Below are 16,256 nucleotides of genomic sequence, written 5' to 3'. Positions count from 1 at the left end.
TTCCATAAACAACAACTATCTCAGGTCGTCTATGTCCCCAAACAACGGTCAAATCAAGAACAACAATATCAAGAATGGCGCTTCCAAACAGATGACTGAAGGAACGCTATCAGGGCGACATGAATCAAGTATTTTGAAGGATCGCCTACCGTCAGGCGACACATCCTCCACACGCAAAACTAATGTAGAACCGCAAGAGTTCTCATCTCTAAACACATCTAACCAAGATGTTAATGGTCGTGTTGCCTCTACAAAGGCACCCGATCTAGTTTGCTTGTCTCACTTGCGTTGGAATTTTGTATTCCAAAGACCTCAACATCTTTTGACCCGGTGTGCCCAAGGACAGCGGGTATTTTTTATCGAAGAGCCAATGTTTAGCTCCGATGCCTCTGTATCTTCCCAAACGGTGGGAGGAGTAGGGGAAGTTGGACGGGTTGATGTAACCCAGCACGAGAGTGGAGTCTGGGTTGTGGTACCGCATCTACCAGAGGGTTTGAGTGAAGAGGCAGTGAATGCGGCTCAACAATCACTACTCGATCGCCTTTTTGCAGAACACGAGATTAGCAAGTACATCTGCTGGTACTACACACCAATGGCGATGGGCTTTACCCGCCATTTGGAGCCGCTGGCAGTTGTGTACGATTGCATGGATGAGTTGTCTGCTTTTAAGGGAGCGTCACCTGCCCTGAGACAACGCGAGGCTGAGTTATTTAACCGTGCGAACTTAGTCTTCACAGGGGGACAGAGTCTTTACGAAGCCAAGCGCGACCAGCACGCAAACATCTACGCATTTCCCAGCAGTGTAGAAGTGGCACACTTCGCACAAGCGAGAACCATCAAAGAAGACCCAATTGACCAAGCGAACATTCCCCATCCACGCCTCGGATTCTATGGGGTAATCGACGAACGGATGGATCTCGAACTGATTAAGGGGATTGCCGAAGCGCGACCAGACTGGCATCTGGTTATGATTGGGCCAGTGGTCAAAATTGATCTAGCAAACCTGCCGCGCCACGAGAACATTCATTATCTGGGTGGTAAAGACTATAAAGAGCTACCAACCTATCTTGCTGGGTGGGATTTGGCGATGCTGCCGTTTGCCCGCAACGAATCAACGCGCTTCATTAGCCCCACCAAAACGCCAGAGTATATTGCCGCAAGTAAGCCTGTTGTGTCCACTTCGATCCGAGATGTAGTTCGTCCCTACGGGCAGGAACGTCTGGTGCGAATAGCAGACACGGTTGCAGAGTTTGTCGCTGCTGCTGAAGCGGCAATGAAAGAAGACTGCAAAGAGTCAGGATGGCTCGATCGCGTTGATACATTCCTACAGCAGATTTCTTGGGATCGTACCTGGGCATCAATGAGGCAACTAATCGAGTCGGCATTAGCAACACGGAATCAGACAAGTATGACTGTCCAGGTTAGCACCACAAACGGGAAGGTAGGGACAAACGGTAAAAGCGATCGCGTTGCTACAGGCAGCAAGCAACCGCCTAGCATCATTACAAGAGAGTTTGCCTTCGATTACCTCGTTGTTGGGGCAGGTTTCTCTGGCAGCGTCATCGCTGAACGCATCGCTACTCAGCTAGGTAAGAAAGTTCTAGTAGTTGATAAGCGTAACCACATCGGCGGCAACGCTTATGACCATTACGATGATTCTGGCATCCTCGTCCACAAATACGGCCCTCACATCTTCCATACCAACTCCCGCGATGTCTTTGAGTACCTCTCCAAATTTACCGAGTGGCGCTCCTACGAACACCGCGTCCTTGCTAGTGTGGACGGACAACTCGTTCCGATTCCCATCAACCTCGACACCATCAACAAACTCTACGGACTGAACCTCACCTCGTTCCAGGTTGAAGAGTTCTTGGCATCACTAGCTGAACCCAAAGAGCAAATCCGCACTTCAGAAGATGTCGTTGTCAGCAAAGTCGGGCGGGAACTCTACGAGAAGTTCTTCCGTAACTACACCCGCAAGCAATGGGGACTCGACCCATCGGAACTCGACAAATCAGTCATCGCCCGCATCCCCACCCGCACCAACCGCGACGATCGATATTTCACCGATACCTACCAGGCGATGCCAATGCATGGCTTCACCCGGATGTTTGAGAATATGTTGAACCACCCGAACATCAAGGTGATGCTGAACACCGATTACCGTGAAATTCAGAAGGCTATCCCCTGCCGTGAGATGGTCTATAGTGGGCCAGTCGATGAATTCTTCGAGATGCGCTATGGAAAGCTGCCGTATCGATCGCTAGAGTTCAAGCACGAGACACACAACAAACAGGTGTTTCAGTCAGCACCAGTTGTGAACTATCCCAACGAGCAGCTATACACCCGTATCACGGAATTCAAGTACCTGACGGGACAAGATCACACCAAAACCAGCATCGTCTACGAATTCCCGCGTGCCGAGGGCGACCCTTATTACCCTGTACCGCGACCGGAGAACGCCGAAGTCTACAAGAAATACAAAGCGCTGGCTGATGCCACTCCAGGAGTGTATTTTGTGGGACGGTTGGCGACCTACAAGTATTACAACATGGATCAATGTGTAGCTCAGGCTCTCACCGTCTACAAACAGATCGCCGTCAAACAGCAAGCTGAAACCGTCGTAGAACGTTCCTAGAAGGGATGAAACATCAGGTTTAGATCTTGGTGTGCTGGCTTCGAGGCTACTAGACGAAAAGGGATGGGACGAAAAATCCCATCCTATGACTTCGGCTGCATCATTCGGGAAAGTCTTACATCTGGCTGCAATCATTTCTTGTTTTGCTTATTCCTGGTCTAAGTCTGATTTCAGGCGTTTTGATTTATATAAGCGTCTTTGGCTCCCTTCTTTTATATGTCTGACCCGCGTAGGTCATTTGAAACCTATCCGGAGGACGATACGATTAAGCATTTTCCTCCAATTCAAAACACGACGCTTATACGTCGAATCGGGGAACTTCCTCCTCTTTTCCTGCCGTTACTTTTGATCGGCACCTGGGTCTTCCTTTTGATAAAAGAACTTGCTTGAACCTTGAAGGATCACAGGGCGCATCTACACCCGATTAACTCATATGCAACCTGTACGAGAACACTAAATTTAATCTAATGAACATAGAGCCAATCACTATCTCCCCCCCAGAAGTGTGGGCTGGAATAGAATGCACAGTTAACCGCGTCGGTGACCAATATTTCGACCAACTGGAGCGAAACGGTCACGCAACGCGCCTAGAAGACCTCGACTTATTTGCAGAACTTGGGGTACGTGCCATTCGTTACCCAGTACTGTGGGAGCGGACTGCACCCAACGGATTAGAAACCGCTGACTGGTCGTGGGCGGATGAGCGGCTTAGTCGTTTGCGCGAACTCGGTATCCGTCCAATCGTTGGTCTGGTTCACCACGGCAGCGGCCCCCGCCATACCAGCCTCATCGATCCAGCCTTTCCTGAGAAACTCGCCGAATTCGCCCGTGCGGTTGCCCAGCGCTATCCCTGGGTAGATATGTACACACCCGTCAACGAGCCACTGACCACGGCGCGATTTAGCGGGCTGTATGGTCACTGGTATCCTCATGGACGGGATGGACTAACTTTCGCCCATGCCTTACTTACGGAGTGCCATGCCACTGTACTCTCGATGCAAGCAATTCGTGAGGTAAACCCTGCCGCACAACTGGTACAGACTGAGGACTTGGGCAAAACCCACAGTACACCGCTACTCGCGTATCAGGCAGAGTTTGAGAATGAACGTCGCTGGTTGAGCTTTGATCTGCTGTGTGGTCGCCTAAATCGTTCTAGTCCAATTTGGACTCGCCTATGCGAATTAGGTGTTGATGAAGCCGAACTAGAGTGGTTTCTTGCCAATCCCTGTCCACCCGATGTGCTTGGAATTAATCACTACCTGACGAGCGAGCGCTTCCTAGATGAGCGCACAGAACGCTATCCAACTTGGTCGCATGGAGGCAACGGGAAACACAACTACGCCGACGTAGAGGCGGTGCGTGTCTGTACCGAGGGACCCGTTGGACCACGGGCACTGCTGAAAGAAACATGGGAACGCTACGGGCTGCCCCTGGCTGTTACCGAGGTACACCTCGGCTGCACCCGCGAAGAGCAACTGCGTTGGCTGAAGGAAATTTGGGACGGAGCAGTTTCTTTGCGGCACGAGGGCGTGGATGTACGTGCCGTGACGGCTTGGTCTCTCCTCGGTGCCTACGACTGGAATAGTCTGGTAACTCGCGCTGACGGTTTCTATGAACCAGGGGTGTTCGATCTGCGTTCTCCACAACCCCGACCTACAGCGATCGCTCGAATGATCAGCGATTTAGCCGCAGGGCGCGAACCCGATCATCCACTACTTGACACACCAGGGTGGTGGCAGCGACCTGAGCGACTGTTCTATCCCTCGGTAAGTTGTCGCTCAAACAATAAAGGAAAAGAGCAGACTTTAGATTTTGGCAAGACAGAAATTAAAAATCCAAAATCACAGCGTCTACTCGCAATCATTGGAGCGAGAGGGACGCTTGGCAAAGCTTTTGCTCGTTTGTGTGAACTCCGAGGCATTGGCTACCGTCTGCTGACACGCCAGGAGATGGATATTACTGACCCTACCTCTGTCGATGCAGCTCTTACTGAATTGAATCCCTGGGCAGTTGTGAACGCAGCCGGATATGTTCGCGTAGATGATGCAGAGCGCGAAGTGGATGCTTGCTTACGTGCGAACGCTGAGGGACCAGCAATCCTTGCAGCTAGCTGTGCGAGGCAGGGAATACCCCTACTTACTTTCTCATCAGATCTTGTATTCGATGGAACTTGTGCTACCCCTTATATAGAGACTGATGCCGTTGCACCCCTCAATGTGTATGGGCGTAGCAAAGCCGAAGCAGAGGTGCGGGTCTTACAGGCTCATCCCTTAGCGCTTGTGATTCGCACCAGTGCCTTCTTTGGGCCTTGGGATGACTATAACTTTGTTACGATCGCCTTACGCCAGTTAGCGGCAGGGCAAACGTTCGTGGCAGCAGAGGATTCAGTTGTCTCGCCTACCTATGTTCCGGATTTAGTGCATACGACGCTTGATCTGTTAATTGACGGCGAGAGCGGCTTGTGGCACATAGCAAATAAGGGTGCGATCGCTTGGGCTGAGTTGGCGCGGCTGGCTGCTTCTACAGCGGGTGTCGATGCATCTCTTGTCGAAGCCCGTCCCACACGAGAACTTGGTCTTACTGCTCCCCGCCCAACGTACAGTGTTCTTGGCAGTGAACGAGGTGTGCTACTTCCCAGCCTTGACAATGCTATGTCACGGTACTTCGATGAGCGGCAACGAGTTTAGGACTTACGCTGTTTGAAGCTTTAAACTCTATTGGTATTAGGGTGGTTAATACCCACCCTAAATTTAGATTTTCGATTAGGAGAAGTTAGGCGTGTCTGAAGATAAGTCAACCATTCTAGTGACAGGCGGAGCAGGATATATTGGCTCCCATGCTGTACTCGCTCTCAAAAATGCAGGCTACAACGTAATTATTCTGGATAACCTGTCCTATGGGCATCGAGAAATTGTGGAAGAGGTCTTGCAGGTCGAGTTGATTGTTGGGGATACAAGTGATCGCGCTCTGCTCGATCAACTATTTACAACACACAACATTGCAGCAGTGATGCATTTTGCTGCCTTTATTGCTGTGGGTGAATCGGTTACTGACCCAGCCAAATACTACCGCAACAACGTTTCAGGCACTCTAACGCTTTTAGAAGCAATGGTGGCAGCCTCCATCAACAAATTTGTCTTTTCTTCTACTTGCGCTCTCTATGGGATACCAAAGACTGTTCCCCTTGTAGAAGACCATCCTCAAGACCCGATCAGTCCCTATGCAACCAGTAAGTGGATGGTAGAGCGGATTTTATCTGATTTTGATCAAGCCTACGATTTAAAATCTGTCTGTTTCCGCTACTTCAATGCTGCTGGGGCTGATCCAACTGGATTGCTGGGTGAAGACCACGAACCGGAAACTCACCTCATCCCACTGGTGCTGTTCGCTGCTTTAGGTAAGCGAGAGTCCGTCTCAATTTTTGGCACGGATTATCCCACCAGAGACGGCACTTGTCTTCGGGATTATATCCATGTCAATGACTTGGCACAAGCCCATGTTTTGGGTCTAGAGTACCTACTTAAAGGGGAAAAAAGTAATGTATTTAATTTAGGGAATGGTAGTGGATTTTCGGTCAGAGAAGTGATAGAAAGTGCCAAAGAAGTAACAGGGAAAGACATCAAAATCGTGGAACGCGATCGCAGACCTGGTGACCCACCTGTCTTAGTCGGCAGTAGCGACAAAGCCAAAAGCGTTCTCGGTTGGAATCCTCAATACCCAAACATCAACGATATCTTGACTCATGCATGGCAGTGGCATCAGAAGCGTCATAGATAAACGGTTCCACTACTCCATGAACACGAGATAGCAAAGTTAAGTTAACAGGTCACTACCAAAGGAATTACTAATGCCGTCTCAAGTTGTTTTTGGAAACGCTCAGGTTGAAAGTGAAAGTCGCTGGGGTTGGTTTCTGGGTCACTTCGTAACCCCAAGCGATGACCCTCGTTCGACCTCCCTTCTAGAGGTGAAATGGGGTGTCCATAAAGCAGGAGATGGTAGACCAGAGTGGGCAGTGAATGCCGAAGCGACCACACTTTCTATCCTGATCCAAGGGCGATTCCGCCTTCAATTCCCGGAGCAAGAGTTTCTCCTGTCTCGTGAAGGCGATTATGCCCTCTGGTTGCCAGGGGTGTCTCATTCTTGGTCTGCGGAGGAAGACTCTACCGTTCTAACTGTCCGATGGCCTTCAAAGCCAGAAGATAGTATAGAAGTGCCGATATAGTTTGAGCGAAAGGCGATCGCTTTTGAGAACTGAGTACAGGATGTGAGCAAGTTTGTACGAATTGACCTTCATCTTTACAGCGTAAGCGATTGCGCTTAGCGCTGTGTTCTGTTGCGATCGCTTTTGAGTGAGATCGGAAATAGGTATTCTTCTTGCGGGAAGTAAATATTGGCTATCCAGGATGCTCGAAAAAGAAGAAGATTACAGCTTAGTCGAAACGACACCTCTTCCCCTTCAGGAAATTCAAGAGGATCTAGTCTTACCAGAAACGGTACTTCTAACAAACCCACCTTTAAGACTTTCTAAGCCGGAAACTCGCTCAACTCTCAAGGCACTAACTTTTGAGGGTGCCTTCGGTACGCTTTTTTACAGTATCAGCGGTGGTGCGTTGCTCAGTAATTTCTTGCTGGAGCTAGGTGCTGGGTCTGTGGAAATTGGTGTGCTTGCTTCGATTCCTCTACTGGTGAATCTGCTTCAACCAGTGGGAGCGTACATAGCAGACCAAACTCCGAGCCGCTATCGATATTCTCTGTGCATTTTTGGTCCGTCGCGGTTGCTGTGGCTGATTCTCGTACTAGCAATTTGGTTAGCAGGTTCATTTCATATTGCTGAGTATCGGCTGGTGCAGTGGACATTGGCGATAATCTGCGTAACACAGTTCTTGGAAGCTTTCGGTCGTGCTCCCTGGTTAAGCTGGATGGCTGCATTAGTACCTCAGCGGTTGCGGGGTCGGTATTTTGGCTTTCGCAATAGTGCTGTCAGCTTGACGAATCTCATCGGTGTGCCACTGCTGGCGCTGGTAGTATCAAACTGGCCCGGTGGAAGACTCCAAGGTTACGGTGCAGTCTTGGCGCTAGGGGTTGTGTTTGGTGTCACCAGTCTAGTTTGTCAGTTCTTTATGACTGATGTGAACCCAAAGCTTATGCATATACATATTGATGGGTCAGATACCGCCGAACAGTCGCCCTCTCGGACAGCTTTTAGCTTCCTTAAAGATGCCAATTTTTTGAAGTTTTTGCTTTACTTTGGCGTATGGAGCTTTGCCGTTAATAGCTGCGCTCCCTTTTTCAACCTCTACTTGCTGGATAACCTGGCTATTGATGTCAGTGTGGTAACGATCTATGGCAGTTTGGGAGCGGCGGCTAATATGCTGATGCTGGTTTTTTGGGGAAAACTGGCTGACCGGATAGGCAATCGCCCACTCCTGTTGATTGTGGGAATTTTGGTAGCGCTGACACCTCTACTCTGGCTAGAAGGTGGAACTGATCCAATTTTCTTGTGGGTGTGGTTTCCCTTGTTGCACATCCTGGGTGGTGGAACATGGGCAGCGATTGACCTATGTACTAACAATCTTCAGATGGAGGTTGCACCGTTGCGGAATCAGTCCAGTTATTTTGCGATCGCAGCAGCAGTTGGTGGAGTGACTGGCGCGATCGGAATTACTGTAGGTGGCTTTCTTGCAACTCTCACTGATCTTGGTGGCTTGTCAGGGCTGTTTGCCCTCTCAGCCGTCCTCCGACTGGTTGCTCTGTTGCCCTTAGTTTTTGTTCATGAGCGGCGTTCTGTATCTCTGGGTAAGTTTTGGCTCCTCCTGTTACCAGCCTGGTGGAGAAGAGTGCCGATTGAACCTGGAAATATTACGTTTCAACCATTGATTGTTGAAGAGTTGAACTGTTCACCTGAAAGCTCATCCGAGCAATCTTCTGCTATTGATTGACCCTACGGCACAAGAGGTTAACTTAGCTCAAACAACTGCATAGTCTGTAAATTTTCGCATAAAAGGCGAGTGAAATCCCAGTACGATGTCCTGTTTGGCTACGCCTAACTGCACCAATTCTTCTGCAAAATCAATTTCTGTCCCGTTGTACTGAAGCCAAATTTTGCAATCTTTTATATCAAAGTGTAAAACACATCCGTACACTCGCCGTTGATCATCCCAGCCAACATTAAGGAGCAAATAGCGATCGCGTTGGGTATCAAAAATGAGTTCTCGTTCAATATCTCCTCTAGGCGAGCCGAAGTTGGCATAGTCTGTTATGACTTTTTGTACCAGCTCTCGATATCGAACTAGTTTATCCATTTTTCAATTACCTCCCGTTCAGGATTGTAAAGGATTAATTTAAGATTCTGCTCTCGAATAACAATTTGGGTCAGTTCTAGGCGTAAGAAGGGTTCATAGATTGAAACTTGTGCTGCTAAATATAGCTCACGCTACTCTTAATTTTCGTTTAAGCCCCGTTAAGCAGAAAGGCAGGTCTACACCTGCCCTTCTGTATGGATTTTGCCAGACTTTGTATTCTACTTCCGCATCAGGTTTAGTAGTTCTTTGGGAGAGGCTAGCAAGTCTATCGCTACAAAGAAAATCTTGCCTTGGGGATCTAATAAGAACCGCCACGCAATGTTCATACCTACATCGTTACCGAACCAAGGAGTTTCTACTTTACCTGTCACTTTAACCTGCGTGTAGCCATTTTCTATGCTCTCGGCTACGCCCCGTTCTGGCATCAGCTTAAGTCCCACACATTCTTCACGCATATAGGTGAGAATAGCTGCCTTGCCGACTATTGGCTTCTGGAATGGAGGTTGCAGGGCACCTTCTTCAGCAAATAGACCCACAGCCGGAGTGAAGTCAAATGCATTCATGTAGTCAATGTAGTTCAATACCGTGTAATTGTTGATGCCCTCAATCTTAGCCTGAACACGTTCAGCTAGTGCCTTCGGTGTGCTGCGGGGGGCTTCGCGTTGTGCGTAATCCTCGCTGAGAGCTGGGTCGTAGCCCATGTTAACTACGGTATTACGCAAGACTGTGATTTGCTGACCGGGATCGAGTTTCTTGATAGTTTCTAGCACGGCAACAGCATCAGAACTCATTTGATAACCAGGGGGGATGGGAGCGACTATGCCCTGTTTCATCAACTGCCCTAACTCATACCAGAAACCTAGCTTGGTGTTGACACGGAAGGAGGAATAGGTACGACTGATAGGAGTGTCAGCATTGCTAGCCAAATCATACATGGCTTGCGATTGAGCCTGTGCAGGCATTTGCTTGATTTCATCTAGTAAGCCTTCCGCTAGAACCATGCTGGCGGCTCCTGTGGCGGCGGAAGTAATAGAAATACCCATTTCGGTGTAGGCAAACCAGAGTAATGCTAGTTGATCCTCAACGCTGAGTTTATTGAATGCTTGCGTGGTTGCGGGAACCGCATTGGCAATTTGAGTACTAGGGAAAATGCCTTGAGCCGACTCGATGGTATAAGTCATGATTTTGCCAAAAACCCTTTAGTGTTGAGCAGTTAATCAGTTTGAGGTGCGTATCTCTCTTGTTTGCCCTCTTCAACTTCATATTGCAGTGTTTTGTTAAAAAATGCAAATAAATATTACAGATGATAATCATAAGAATCAAAAATGCTATATTTAAAGATTAGCAGTCAATTTAATAAAATTGACCCACTAATTCTTTTTGCATATCAAGGTTCAAGAATTTGCTTGTCAACTCCATGCGCTAGCCACTGCAACTCGATTTCCCAAGATTGGCTATCAGTGACGACATAGCATCAAGACAGTCAAGGACTTACCTCTGGAACCAAAATACGTCCGGCGTAACCGGATCGCTTTAGCCTTGCACGTAGACCTGCCCGTAACGTATTGACATTGTAAATACGCATACCTACACTTTAGGCAGGGACGTATATTTCGTGCTTAACGGCATTACCTTTGTTTGGAATGAGGAAAAAGCTCGAAAAAATCCTGCTAAGCATGATGGTGTGACATTCCAGCAAGCAGCGGAAGCGTTCTTCGATCCGTTTCTAACGGTAGTCGATGCCAGCCGTAATGACGAAGCACTCCTATGCGATTATCGGTATGGATAAACGATGGAATCTTCTATACGTGGTTCACATCGAGTTTGACGATGATGATGTAATCCGGATTATTTCGGCACGCATGAGCGACGCCCAAGGAACGTGAATACTATGAAAGCTGAAACTCTGAAAAAGCGATTGGATAAAAATCGTCCTATGACTGTTGTCACCATTCGCATCCCCGAAGATGTGGTAGAAGATTTAAAGCGATTAGCTCCACTACTAGGCTTTTCGGGTTATCAACCGTTGATTCGTGCATACATCGGTCAGGGACTCCGAGCAGATCTTGAACGGTTGGAGAATCATACTGTTTCTGCGTTGATTGCCAGTTTAAAACGTCATGGTGTGAGTGATGAAGTGATTCATGAAGCGCTCAGTGAAGTTGCTCACAGTAGTTAAATTTCTTGCTGCATATAAGTGTCAATGATTCGAGCAATACTTCTCTTACTGATTGGGCTGCACTAGAGGTAATGACGGATGAGGAGATTGATTACTCTTATATTCCACCTCTAACAGAGGAATTTTTTGAGAAGGCTGTGCTGAGAGTGCCAGCCGCTCAAGCTGATAACCTGATTCAGCTAGACCCTGAGGTTATGGCATGGTTTCGATCGCAAGGTGCAGAGTATAGAAGCCTGATCAACTCGGTCTTACGCCGTTACATGGAGAACAGTAGCGGTAGGCAGTCGGTCTAAAACTGCGCGGCTAGCATCACGCGATCAAGAGTGTAAATTGCATAGATTCACTGGAATACTTGGTATGGATTTACAGCGTTTAAGATGGACTAAAAACGTAAAGCGCGACGATGGTGCATGGGCTTATTCAGATTTTAAAATTGGCGATCTATTCAAACTAGCTTGGAAAGACAATGAATCCAATGCCAGTAAACCTCAAAAAGACGACTTGATTCTGCTTAGACAAAAAGGGTATGTCACCCATTTAGTGAAAGTTCTGGACTACAAGGCTGAACGTGAAGCTTGGGAAGGTGATTACACCATCTACAGAATTGTTGAGATACTCTGGACTATTGATTGCGATCGTCCGCCTTCATCAGCAAAAGCAGATGAAGTGTTCGGCTACTCAGAGGTTCTCAAATATCAGAGTGGTGATGTAATGGAGTTAGAAACTTTACGCACCTTTAAGCAGCGTTGGGATAATAACGGTGGTCTAGGTGCTTTCCAAGAGTACGTTCGGGATTTGTTCAAGTTATCCTGAAGGATAGAATCTGGGATTCTGACACATGGCGCGTACTACGCTGTTAGGGTACTGAGAGAAAAAATACTATGACTGCTCTAGTACAGGAACTTCTGAATACCTTTGACCGCTTGACAGAGACAGAGCGGCTAGAGTTGACATTGGAGATTTTGAAGCGGGTAGTTAATTTAGACTTTCCACCCTTATCGAATGAGGATTTAGTCTTGAATGCTGAAGAGCTTTTCCTAGAGTTAGACAAGCAAGAAGCCACTCATGAGTAGTCCCGATCGCGGTGAGGTTTGGCTCGTCGATCTAGGCTACACAGCGAAAGTCAGACCTTGCTTAGTTATAAGCATTCCTGCTCTAGAACAAGATCGTGCGTTAGCGACGCTAATCCCTCACACAACTAGCCTACGCAGTTCCAGGTTTGAGGTGGAGATCGAGGTCAACTTTCTTCGAGCAGGTGCCTTCGATGTGCAAAATATCATTACAATTCCTCATGCAAAGTTGCTACGAAAGTTGGGAGATTTGACACCAGAGCAATTGGCGGAGGTAGAAGAAGTATTACTCTTTTGGTTGGGATTTGAGGAGGAAACCGCTGAAAACGGAGAGTAGTCAGTGCCTTGGTTGTGGCAGCATAACATCTCGCTACACCGAACTGACGGTTGAAAGCTAAAGCTAACTCACCTCCGGAACCAGAATACGTCCGGTGTGACCCGATCGCATATATCGTTCCAGCACATCTCGACTAATCGCCTCCACCTTCCCAACCTCAACCAAAGCCACACAAGCGCCTCCAAAACCCCCACCTGTCAGACGTGCGCCGAATACTCCAGGCGTTTCCTGCAATATCGCCACCAACGTATCTACTTCTGGCACAGAAACTTCGTAATCATCGCGCTGACTAGCGTGAGACGCATTCATCAATTCACCAAAGCGTTTCGCTGATACTCCCTCTACAGCCTCAAGCACTCGATTGTCCTCGGTGATGACATGACGCGATCGCTTCCGAAGCAATTCTGGTAAGGATTCTACAGCTTGTGGCTCGGTGATATCTCTAAGCGCTTTCACTCCCAAAAGCCGTGCCGCTTCCTCGCACTCAGCACGACGCTGGTTGTATCCGCTACCTGCTGCTAGCGAGTGATGGACACCACTGTCGATAACCAAGATTTCTGCATCTGCTGGGAAAGCTAACACTCGACGCTCAAGGGTGCGGGTGTCCAGAAATAGCATCGAATCAGTACCAGCTAAGCTCGATGCCATCTGATCCATGATGCCGCAATTTAAACCTGCGTACTGGATTTCCGCTTGTTGTCCGAGTTGGGCGATTTGGACATCATCGAGAGAAAGTCCAAAAAGCGATCGCAATCCCTTGAGAGTCGCCACTTCCAAAGCCGCACTGCTAGATAAGCCTGAACCAATCGGAACTTTTGAAGTAACGTGCAGATTAACGGGTTGTAGGGTGTGTCCAATACTCTCTTCTAAAAGCCGGATACACCCAAAAATATAGCTAGCAAACCCCTGTGGTGCCGTATCCTCATCGGAAATACTTACCCGTTCGTCAAATTCTGCTGAGTAAAAGTGGTGTTGTCCATCCTTGCTTAAACCCAGTTGCACCGTAGTGCGTTGGGGAATAGCCGTTGGCAGGACAAAACCATCGTTGTAATCCGTGTGTTCCCCTAATAAATTCACCCGTCCCGGCGCACTGGCTTCTGTTTCAGGCGATGCACCAAATATCTGCTGAAAGTCCATCATGGCTTGTTAAGAGCAAAAGAAGTATTTCTGTAGTAACTGATTGTGTTTCTTATTTAAAGAAATTGTGTATTGCTAAATACCTGATTGGTTAATTATCGCTCACCCTTTAGATCTACCTATAGTTTAACTCTAGATAGAGAGCATGGATTTATTCTACAACTATAATAATTCTGAAATAAATCAACAGAAATCTCAACATTTAAAGAATAAAAGCTTATCTAATTAATGAGAATTTTCATTTTAAGGATTTTCAATGTTACTACACTGTAACTTTTCCTGTTTGTTTAAAATCAGCAGGCTGAACCCTAGATTTGAGTAAAATGTCAGCCTAAATACGAAACTGTAGAGAATTTTATCAAGCACTCGCTTGTTAAATAGATAAGGAAGTATGGAGTTGATAATTTCCAATCATAGGTTTTCATATCTATGGCAACTGCCAGCAATTAATAAACTTCAAACCCAATCGGCATCAGTGTCCTGCAATGGAATACGAGAAGAAGAGGTGTGATGCAGGAAAAAGCTGGGTTCACAGAACAGACAGTTAACAAAGTTGTAGAAATGGCGATCGCAAGCCAACTGCAAAAAGCAGACGGTTTGGAAGTTCGTATCAAGACTGACCTCAACAAACTAAGGCATGGTCAACTCGATTCCCTTGCGATCGCAATTTATGGAGTGTTATTGCAACCAAACCTGGAGGCAGAAATACTTCAGCTTCAAATTGGTCGGATTACGGTCAAACTCCTCAGCGCTATACGCGGCAAAATTAAGCTCATTCATCCATCTGAGGGAACATTTCGTCTTGTGATTAATGAGGCAAGTTTTACCACTGTGCTCAATACAGAATCTTTCCGTGAAACGTTGCGATCGCGGGGATATATCGATCAACAAGATGCAAGAATCAGGTGTTTACTGTCCGACAACACCATTACATTTAGCACGGAACTCCTTGGGAACAACACCGAAGTTCCTCAGCATTTTGTTTTAGTCGCAACTCCTGAAATTGCCCCTGAAGGGCAAGCCGTGTTGCTCCAACAAGTACGCTACGTGGAAGGCTCCGAACCCTCACCCGAATTTACAAGTGCGTTACTTGCACGAATGCATGAACTGTTGAGCCTGCGGGACTTCGAGAGCAAGGGAATGCTCCTGCAAATTCAGCAACTCGATGTGTCAGCAGGCAAGCTGACACTGCAAGCAGAGGCTCACATTGAGCAATTTCCATCTTCCTAAATCACTTTTTTACAATTCTTTTTAGCCGAAACAAATGACTCACTTTGGTATTATCTGCCCACCCTATCCCGGACATCTCAATCCTCAAGCGGCATTGGGACGAGAACTGCAATCGCGAGGACATCGCGTCACGGTTCTGCAAATCCCCGATTTGGAGTTGAAAGTGCGCTCGGAAAGGCTGAATTTTTGGGCGATCGGGCAATCCCTCTACAAACCTGGCTCGATGGCAGAAACGTTCAAGCAGCTAGCTCAGTTGAGTGAGATTGAAGCGCTTCGGTATTCCGTTGATTCTTGTCGTCATAGTGCGGAAATCATCTGTCAGGATGCTCCTGCGGCTGTGGAAGCAGCGGGAATTGAAGTTCTGATTGTCGATCAGTTGGAACCCGTTGGAGAAACGATCGCCGAATTTCTCAATCTTCCATTTGTTTGCGTCAGTTGTGGTCAAGCAATTCAGCGCAGAGCAGATGCCCCACCGTTCTTTATGCCTTGGAGCTATGACAATACTTGGTGGGCGCGGCTACGAAATCAGGTTGCTTACACTATCCTCGATCGCAGTTGCCAACCGATTCTGCAAGTGATTAATCACTATCGCCAGCAGTGGAAGTTACCGCCCTACCGCCACATCTACGCCTCCAATGCACGACTCGCGCATATCAGCCAACAGCCTGCCGCGTTTGATTTTCCCTATCCCAATCTGCCCAAGCATTTACACTATGTTGGCCCCCTGCGAAATCGATCACCGCGATCGGTATCCTTCCCCTTTGAGCGATTAACTGGACAACCGTTAATTTATGCCTCACTCGGCAGTGTGCAAAATACCAAACAGGATGTGTTTCACTGTATTGCCGAAGCCTGTAAAGAACTCGATGTGCAACTCGTCATCGCGCATGGAGGTGGGATGAGTCCCGATGCTGTACGAGAACTGCCAGGTTCTCCGCTAGTGGTTGACTATGCACCGCAGTTTGAGGTGATTGCCAAAGCTAGTCTAACTATCACTCATGGTGGACTGAACACAGTGCTGGATTCTCTCAGCCACGGTGTGCCCTTGGTTGCCATGCCGATCACGTTTGAACAACCTGGAAATGCAGCACGCATCCGCTGGACAGGAACAGGAGAAGTGATACCAATTTCTCGCCTCAGCGTTTCCAAATTGCAAGCTGCAATTCAACAGGTACTGACAGAGGAATCGTACAGACACAATGCTAGGAGAATTCAACAGGCGATCGCACAAGCAGGTGGTGTGAGGCGAGCTGCTGACATTATCGAACAGGTCATCAGTCTTCAATCCCCAGCCCTCTCACTATCAACATCCCGTACCCGTGCATAGGGTGGGTGTGGCAAAAGTAGGAGGTTCCATAGCATT

Annotated in this window: 17 protein-coding genes and 1 pseudogene; 14 read left to right on the top strand and 4 right to left on the bottom strand. The window is 47.8% G+C overall.

Going from position 1 to position 16,256, the window contains the following annotated elements:
• The first annotated feature begins 31 nt into the window (after positions 1-31).
• The 5 genes from glf to AC5JL3_RS34230 all read left to right on the top strand — a co-directional run bounded on the left by glf (position 32) and on the right by AC5JL3_RS34230 (position 8,577).
• Complete coding sequence (glf, locus tag AC5JL3_RS34250; protein ID WP_496078709.1) at positions 32-2,638, top strand: UDP-galactopyranose mutase; 2,607 nt, start codon at positions 32-34, stop codon at positions 2,636-2,638.
• 467 nt (positions 2,639-3,105) lie between these two features.
• Complete coding sequence (locus tag AC5JL3_RS34245; protein ID WP_496078708.1) at positions 3,106-5,325, top strand: family 1 glycosylhydrolase; 2,220 nt, start codon at positions 3,106-3,108, stop codon at positions 5,323-5,325.
• A gap of 91 nt (positions 5,326-5,416) precedes the next feature.
• Entirely contained in the window at positions 5,417-6,415 is a 999-nt protein-coding gene (galE, locus tag AC5JL3_RS34240; RefSeq protein WP_496078707.1) for a UDP-glucose 4-epimerase GalE, read from the top strand.
• Between the two features lie 70 nt (positions 6,416-6,485).
• On the top strand, positions 6,486-6,860 hold the full coding sequence (locus AC5JL3_RS34235; RefSeq protein ID WP_192220223.1) for a signal peptidase I: 375 nt from the start codon (positions 6,486-6,488) through the stop codon (positions 6,858-6,860).
• 181 nt (positions 6,861-7,041) lie between these two features.
• On the top strand, positions 7,042-8,577 hold the full coding sequence (locus AC5JL3_RS34230) for an MFS transporter (protein WP_496078706.1): 1,536 nt from the start codon (positions 7,042-7,044) through the stop codon (positions 8,575-8,577).
• Positions 8,578-8,604: 27 nt separating this feature from the next.
• Here AC5JL3_RS34230 and AC5JL3_RS34225 read toward each other — a convergent pair whose 3' ends face one another.
• The 3 genes and pseudogenes from AC5JL3_RS34225 to AC5JL3_RS34215 form a co-directional block, all read right to left on the bottom strand.
• Positions 8,605-8,940 (bottom strand): XisI protein, encoded by a 336-nt coding sequence (locus AC5JL3_RS34225; protein ID WP_496078705.1) that lies wholly within the window; start codon positions 8,938-8,940, stop codon positions 8,605-8,607.
• Positions 8,928-9,059 (bottom strand): annotated as a pseudogene (locus AC5JL3_RS34220) (fatty-acid oxidation protein subunit alpha); the annotation flags it as partial. The gene AC5JL3_RS34225 and the pseudogene AC5JL3_RS34220, both read right to left, overlap by 13 nt.
• 99 nt (positions 9,060-9,158) lie before the next feature.
• Positions 9,159-10,121 carry an orange carotenoid protein N-terminal domain-containing protein gene (locus tag AC5JL3_RS34215; protein ID WP_496078704.1) on the bottom strand — a complete coding sequence of 321 codons (963 nt, stop codon included), beginning with the start codon at positions 10,119-10,121 and terminating at the stop codon, positions 9,159-9,161.
• A 434-nt stretch (positions 10,122-10,555) separates the two neighbouring features.
• Here AC5JL3_RS34215 and AC5JL3_RS34210 point away from each other — a divergent pair, with 434 nt between their 5' ends.
• The 7 genes from AC5JL3_RS34210 (at position 10,556) to AC5JL3_RS34180 (ending at position 12,526) form a co-directional block, all read left to right on the top strand.
• Positions 10,556-10,729 carry a BrnT family toxin gene (locus tag AC5JL3_RS34210; protein WP_496078703.1) on the top strand — a complete coding sequence of 58 codons (174 nt, stop codon included), beginning with the start codon at positions 10,556-10,558 and terminating at the stop codon, positions 10,727-10,729.
• Positions 10,692-10,826 (top strand): hypothetical protein, encoded by a 135-nt coding sequence (locus tag AC5JL3_RS34205; protein WP_496078759.1) that lies wholly within the window; start codon positions 10,692-10,694, stop codon positions 10,824-10,826. The genes AC5JL3_RS34210 and AC5JL3_RS34205 overlap by 38 nt, the downstream gene beginning before the upstream one ends.
• A 5-nt stretch (positions 10,827-10,831) precedes the next feature.
• Positions 10,832-11,119 (top strand): hypothetical protein, encoded by a 288-nt coding sequence (locus AC5JL3_RS34200; protein ID WP_192220226.1) that lies wholly within the window; start codon positions 10,832-10,834, stop codon positions 11,117-11,119.
• 5 nt (positions 11,120-11,124) lie between these two features.
• Positions 11,125-11,412 (top strand): BrnA antitoxin family protein, encoded by a 288-nt coding sequence (locus AC5JL3_RS34195; protein WP_496078702.1) that lies wholly within the window; start codon positions 11,125-11,127, stop codon positions 11,410-11,412.
• Between the two features lie 64 nt (positions 11,413-11,476).
• Positions 11,477-11,932, top strand: coding sequence for a hypothetical protein (locus tag AC5JL3_RS34190; protein ID WP_496078701.1), 456 nt, complete (start codon positions 11,477-11,479; stop codon positions 11,930-11,932).
• A gap of 68 nt (positions 11,933-12,000) precedes the next feature.
• On the top strand, positions 12,001-12,192 hold the full coding sequence (locus AC5JL3_RS34185; protein WP_496078700.1) for a hypothetical protein: 192 nt from the start codon (positions 12,001-12,003) through the stop codon (positions 12,190-12,192).
• Positions 12,185-12,526, top strand: coding sequence for a type II toxin-antitoxin system PemK/MazF family toxin (locus tag AC5JL3_RS34180; protein WP_496078699.1), 342 nt, complete (start codon positions 12,185-12,187; stop codon positions 12,524-12,526). Before AC5JL3_RS34185 ends, AC5JL3_RS34180 begins: the two co-directional genes overlap by 8 nt.
• Before the next feature lie 63 nt (positions 12,527-12,589).
• On the opposite strand, the gene galK is transcribed toward AC5JL3_RS34180, so the two are convergent.
• Positions 12,590-13,666 carry a galactokinase gene (gene galK, locus AC5JL3_RS34175; protein WP_496078698.1) on the bottom strand — a complete coding sequence of 359 codons (1,077 nt, stop codon included), beginning with the start codon at positions 13,664-13,666 and terminating at the stop codon, positions 12,590-12,592.
• 507 nt (positions 13,667-14,173) lie between these two features.
• On the opposite strand from galK, the gene AC5JL3_RS34170 reads away from it, so the two are divergent.
• Both AC5JL3_RS34170 and AC5JL3_RS34165 read left to right on the top strand, forming a co-directional pair.
• Positions 14,174-14,893: an LmeA family phospholipid-binding protein gene (locus AC5JL3_RS34170; RefSeq protein WP_496078697.1), complete on the top strand. Its 720-nt coding sequence runs from the start codon at positions 14,174-14,176 to the stop codon at positions 14,891-14,893.
• A gap of 34 nt (positions 14,894-14,927) precedes the next feature.
• Positions 14,928-16,220: a glycosyltransferase gene (locus AC5JL3_RS34165; protein ID WP_496078696.1), complete on the top strand. Its 1,293-nt coding sequence runs from the start codon at positions 14,928-14,930 to the stop codon at positions 16,218-16,220.
• Positions 16,221-16,256 lie beyond the last annotated feature (36 nt).

Source organism: Symplocastrum torsivum, from assembly GCF_059505465.1.
Note: the sequence above shows the minus strand (reverse complement) of the source record. Positions and strands in the feature narration are given on the sequence as shown.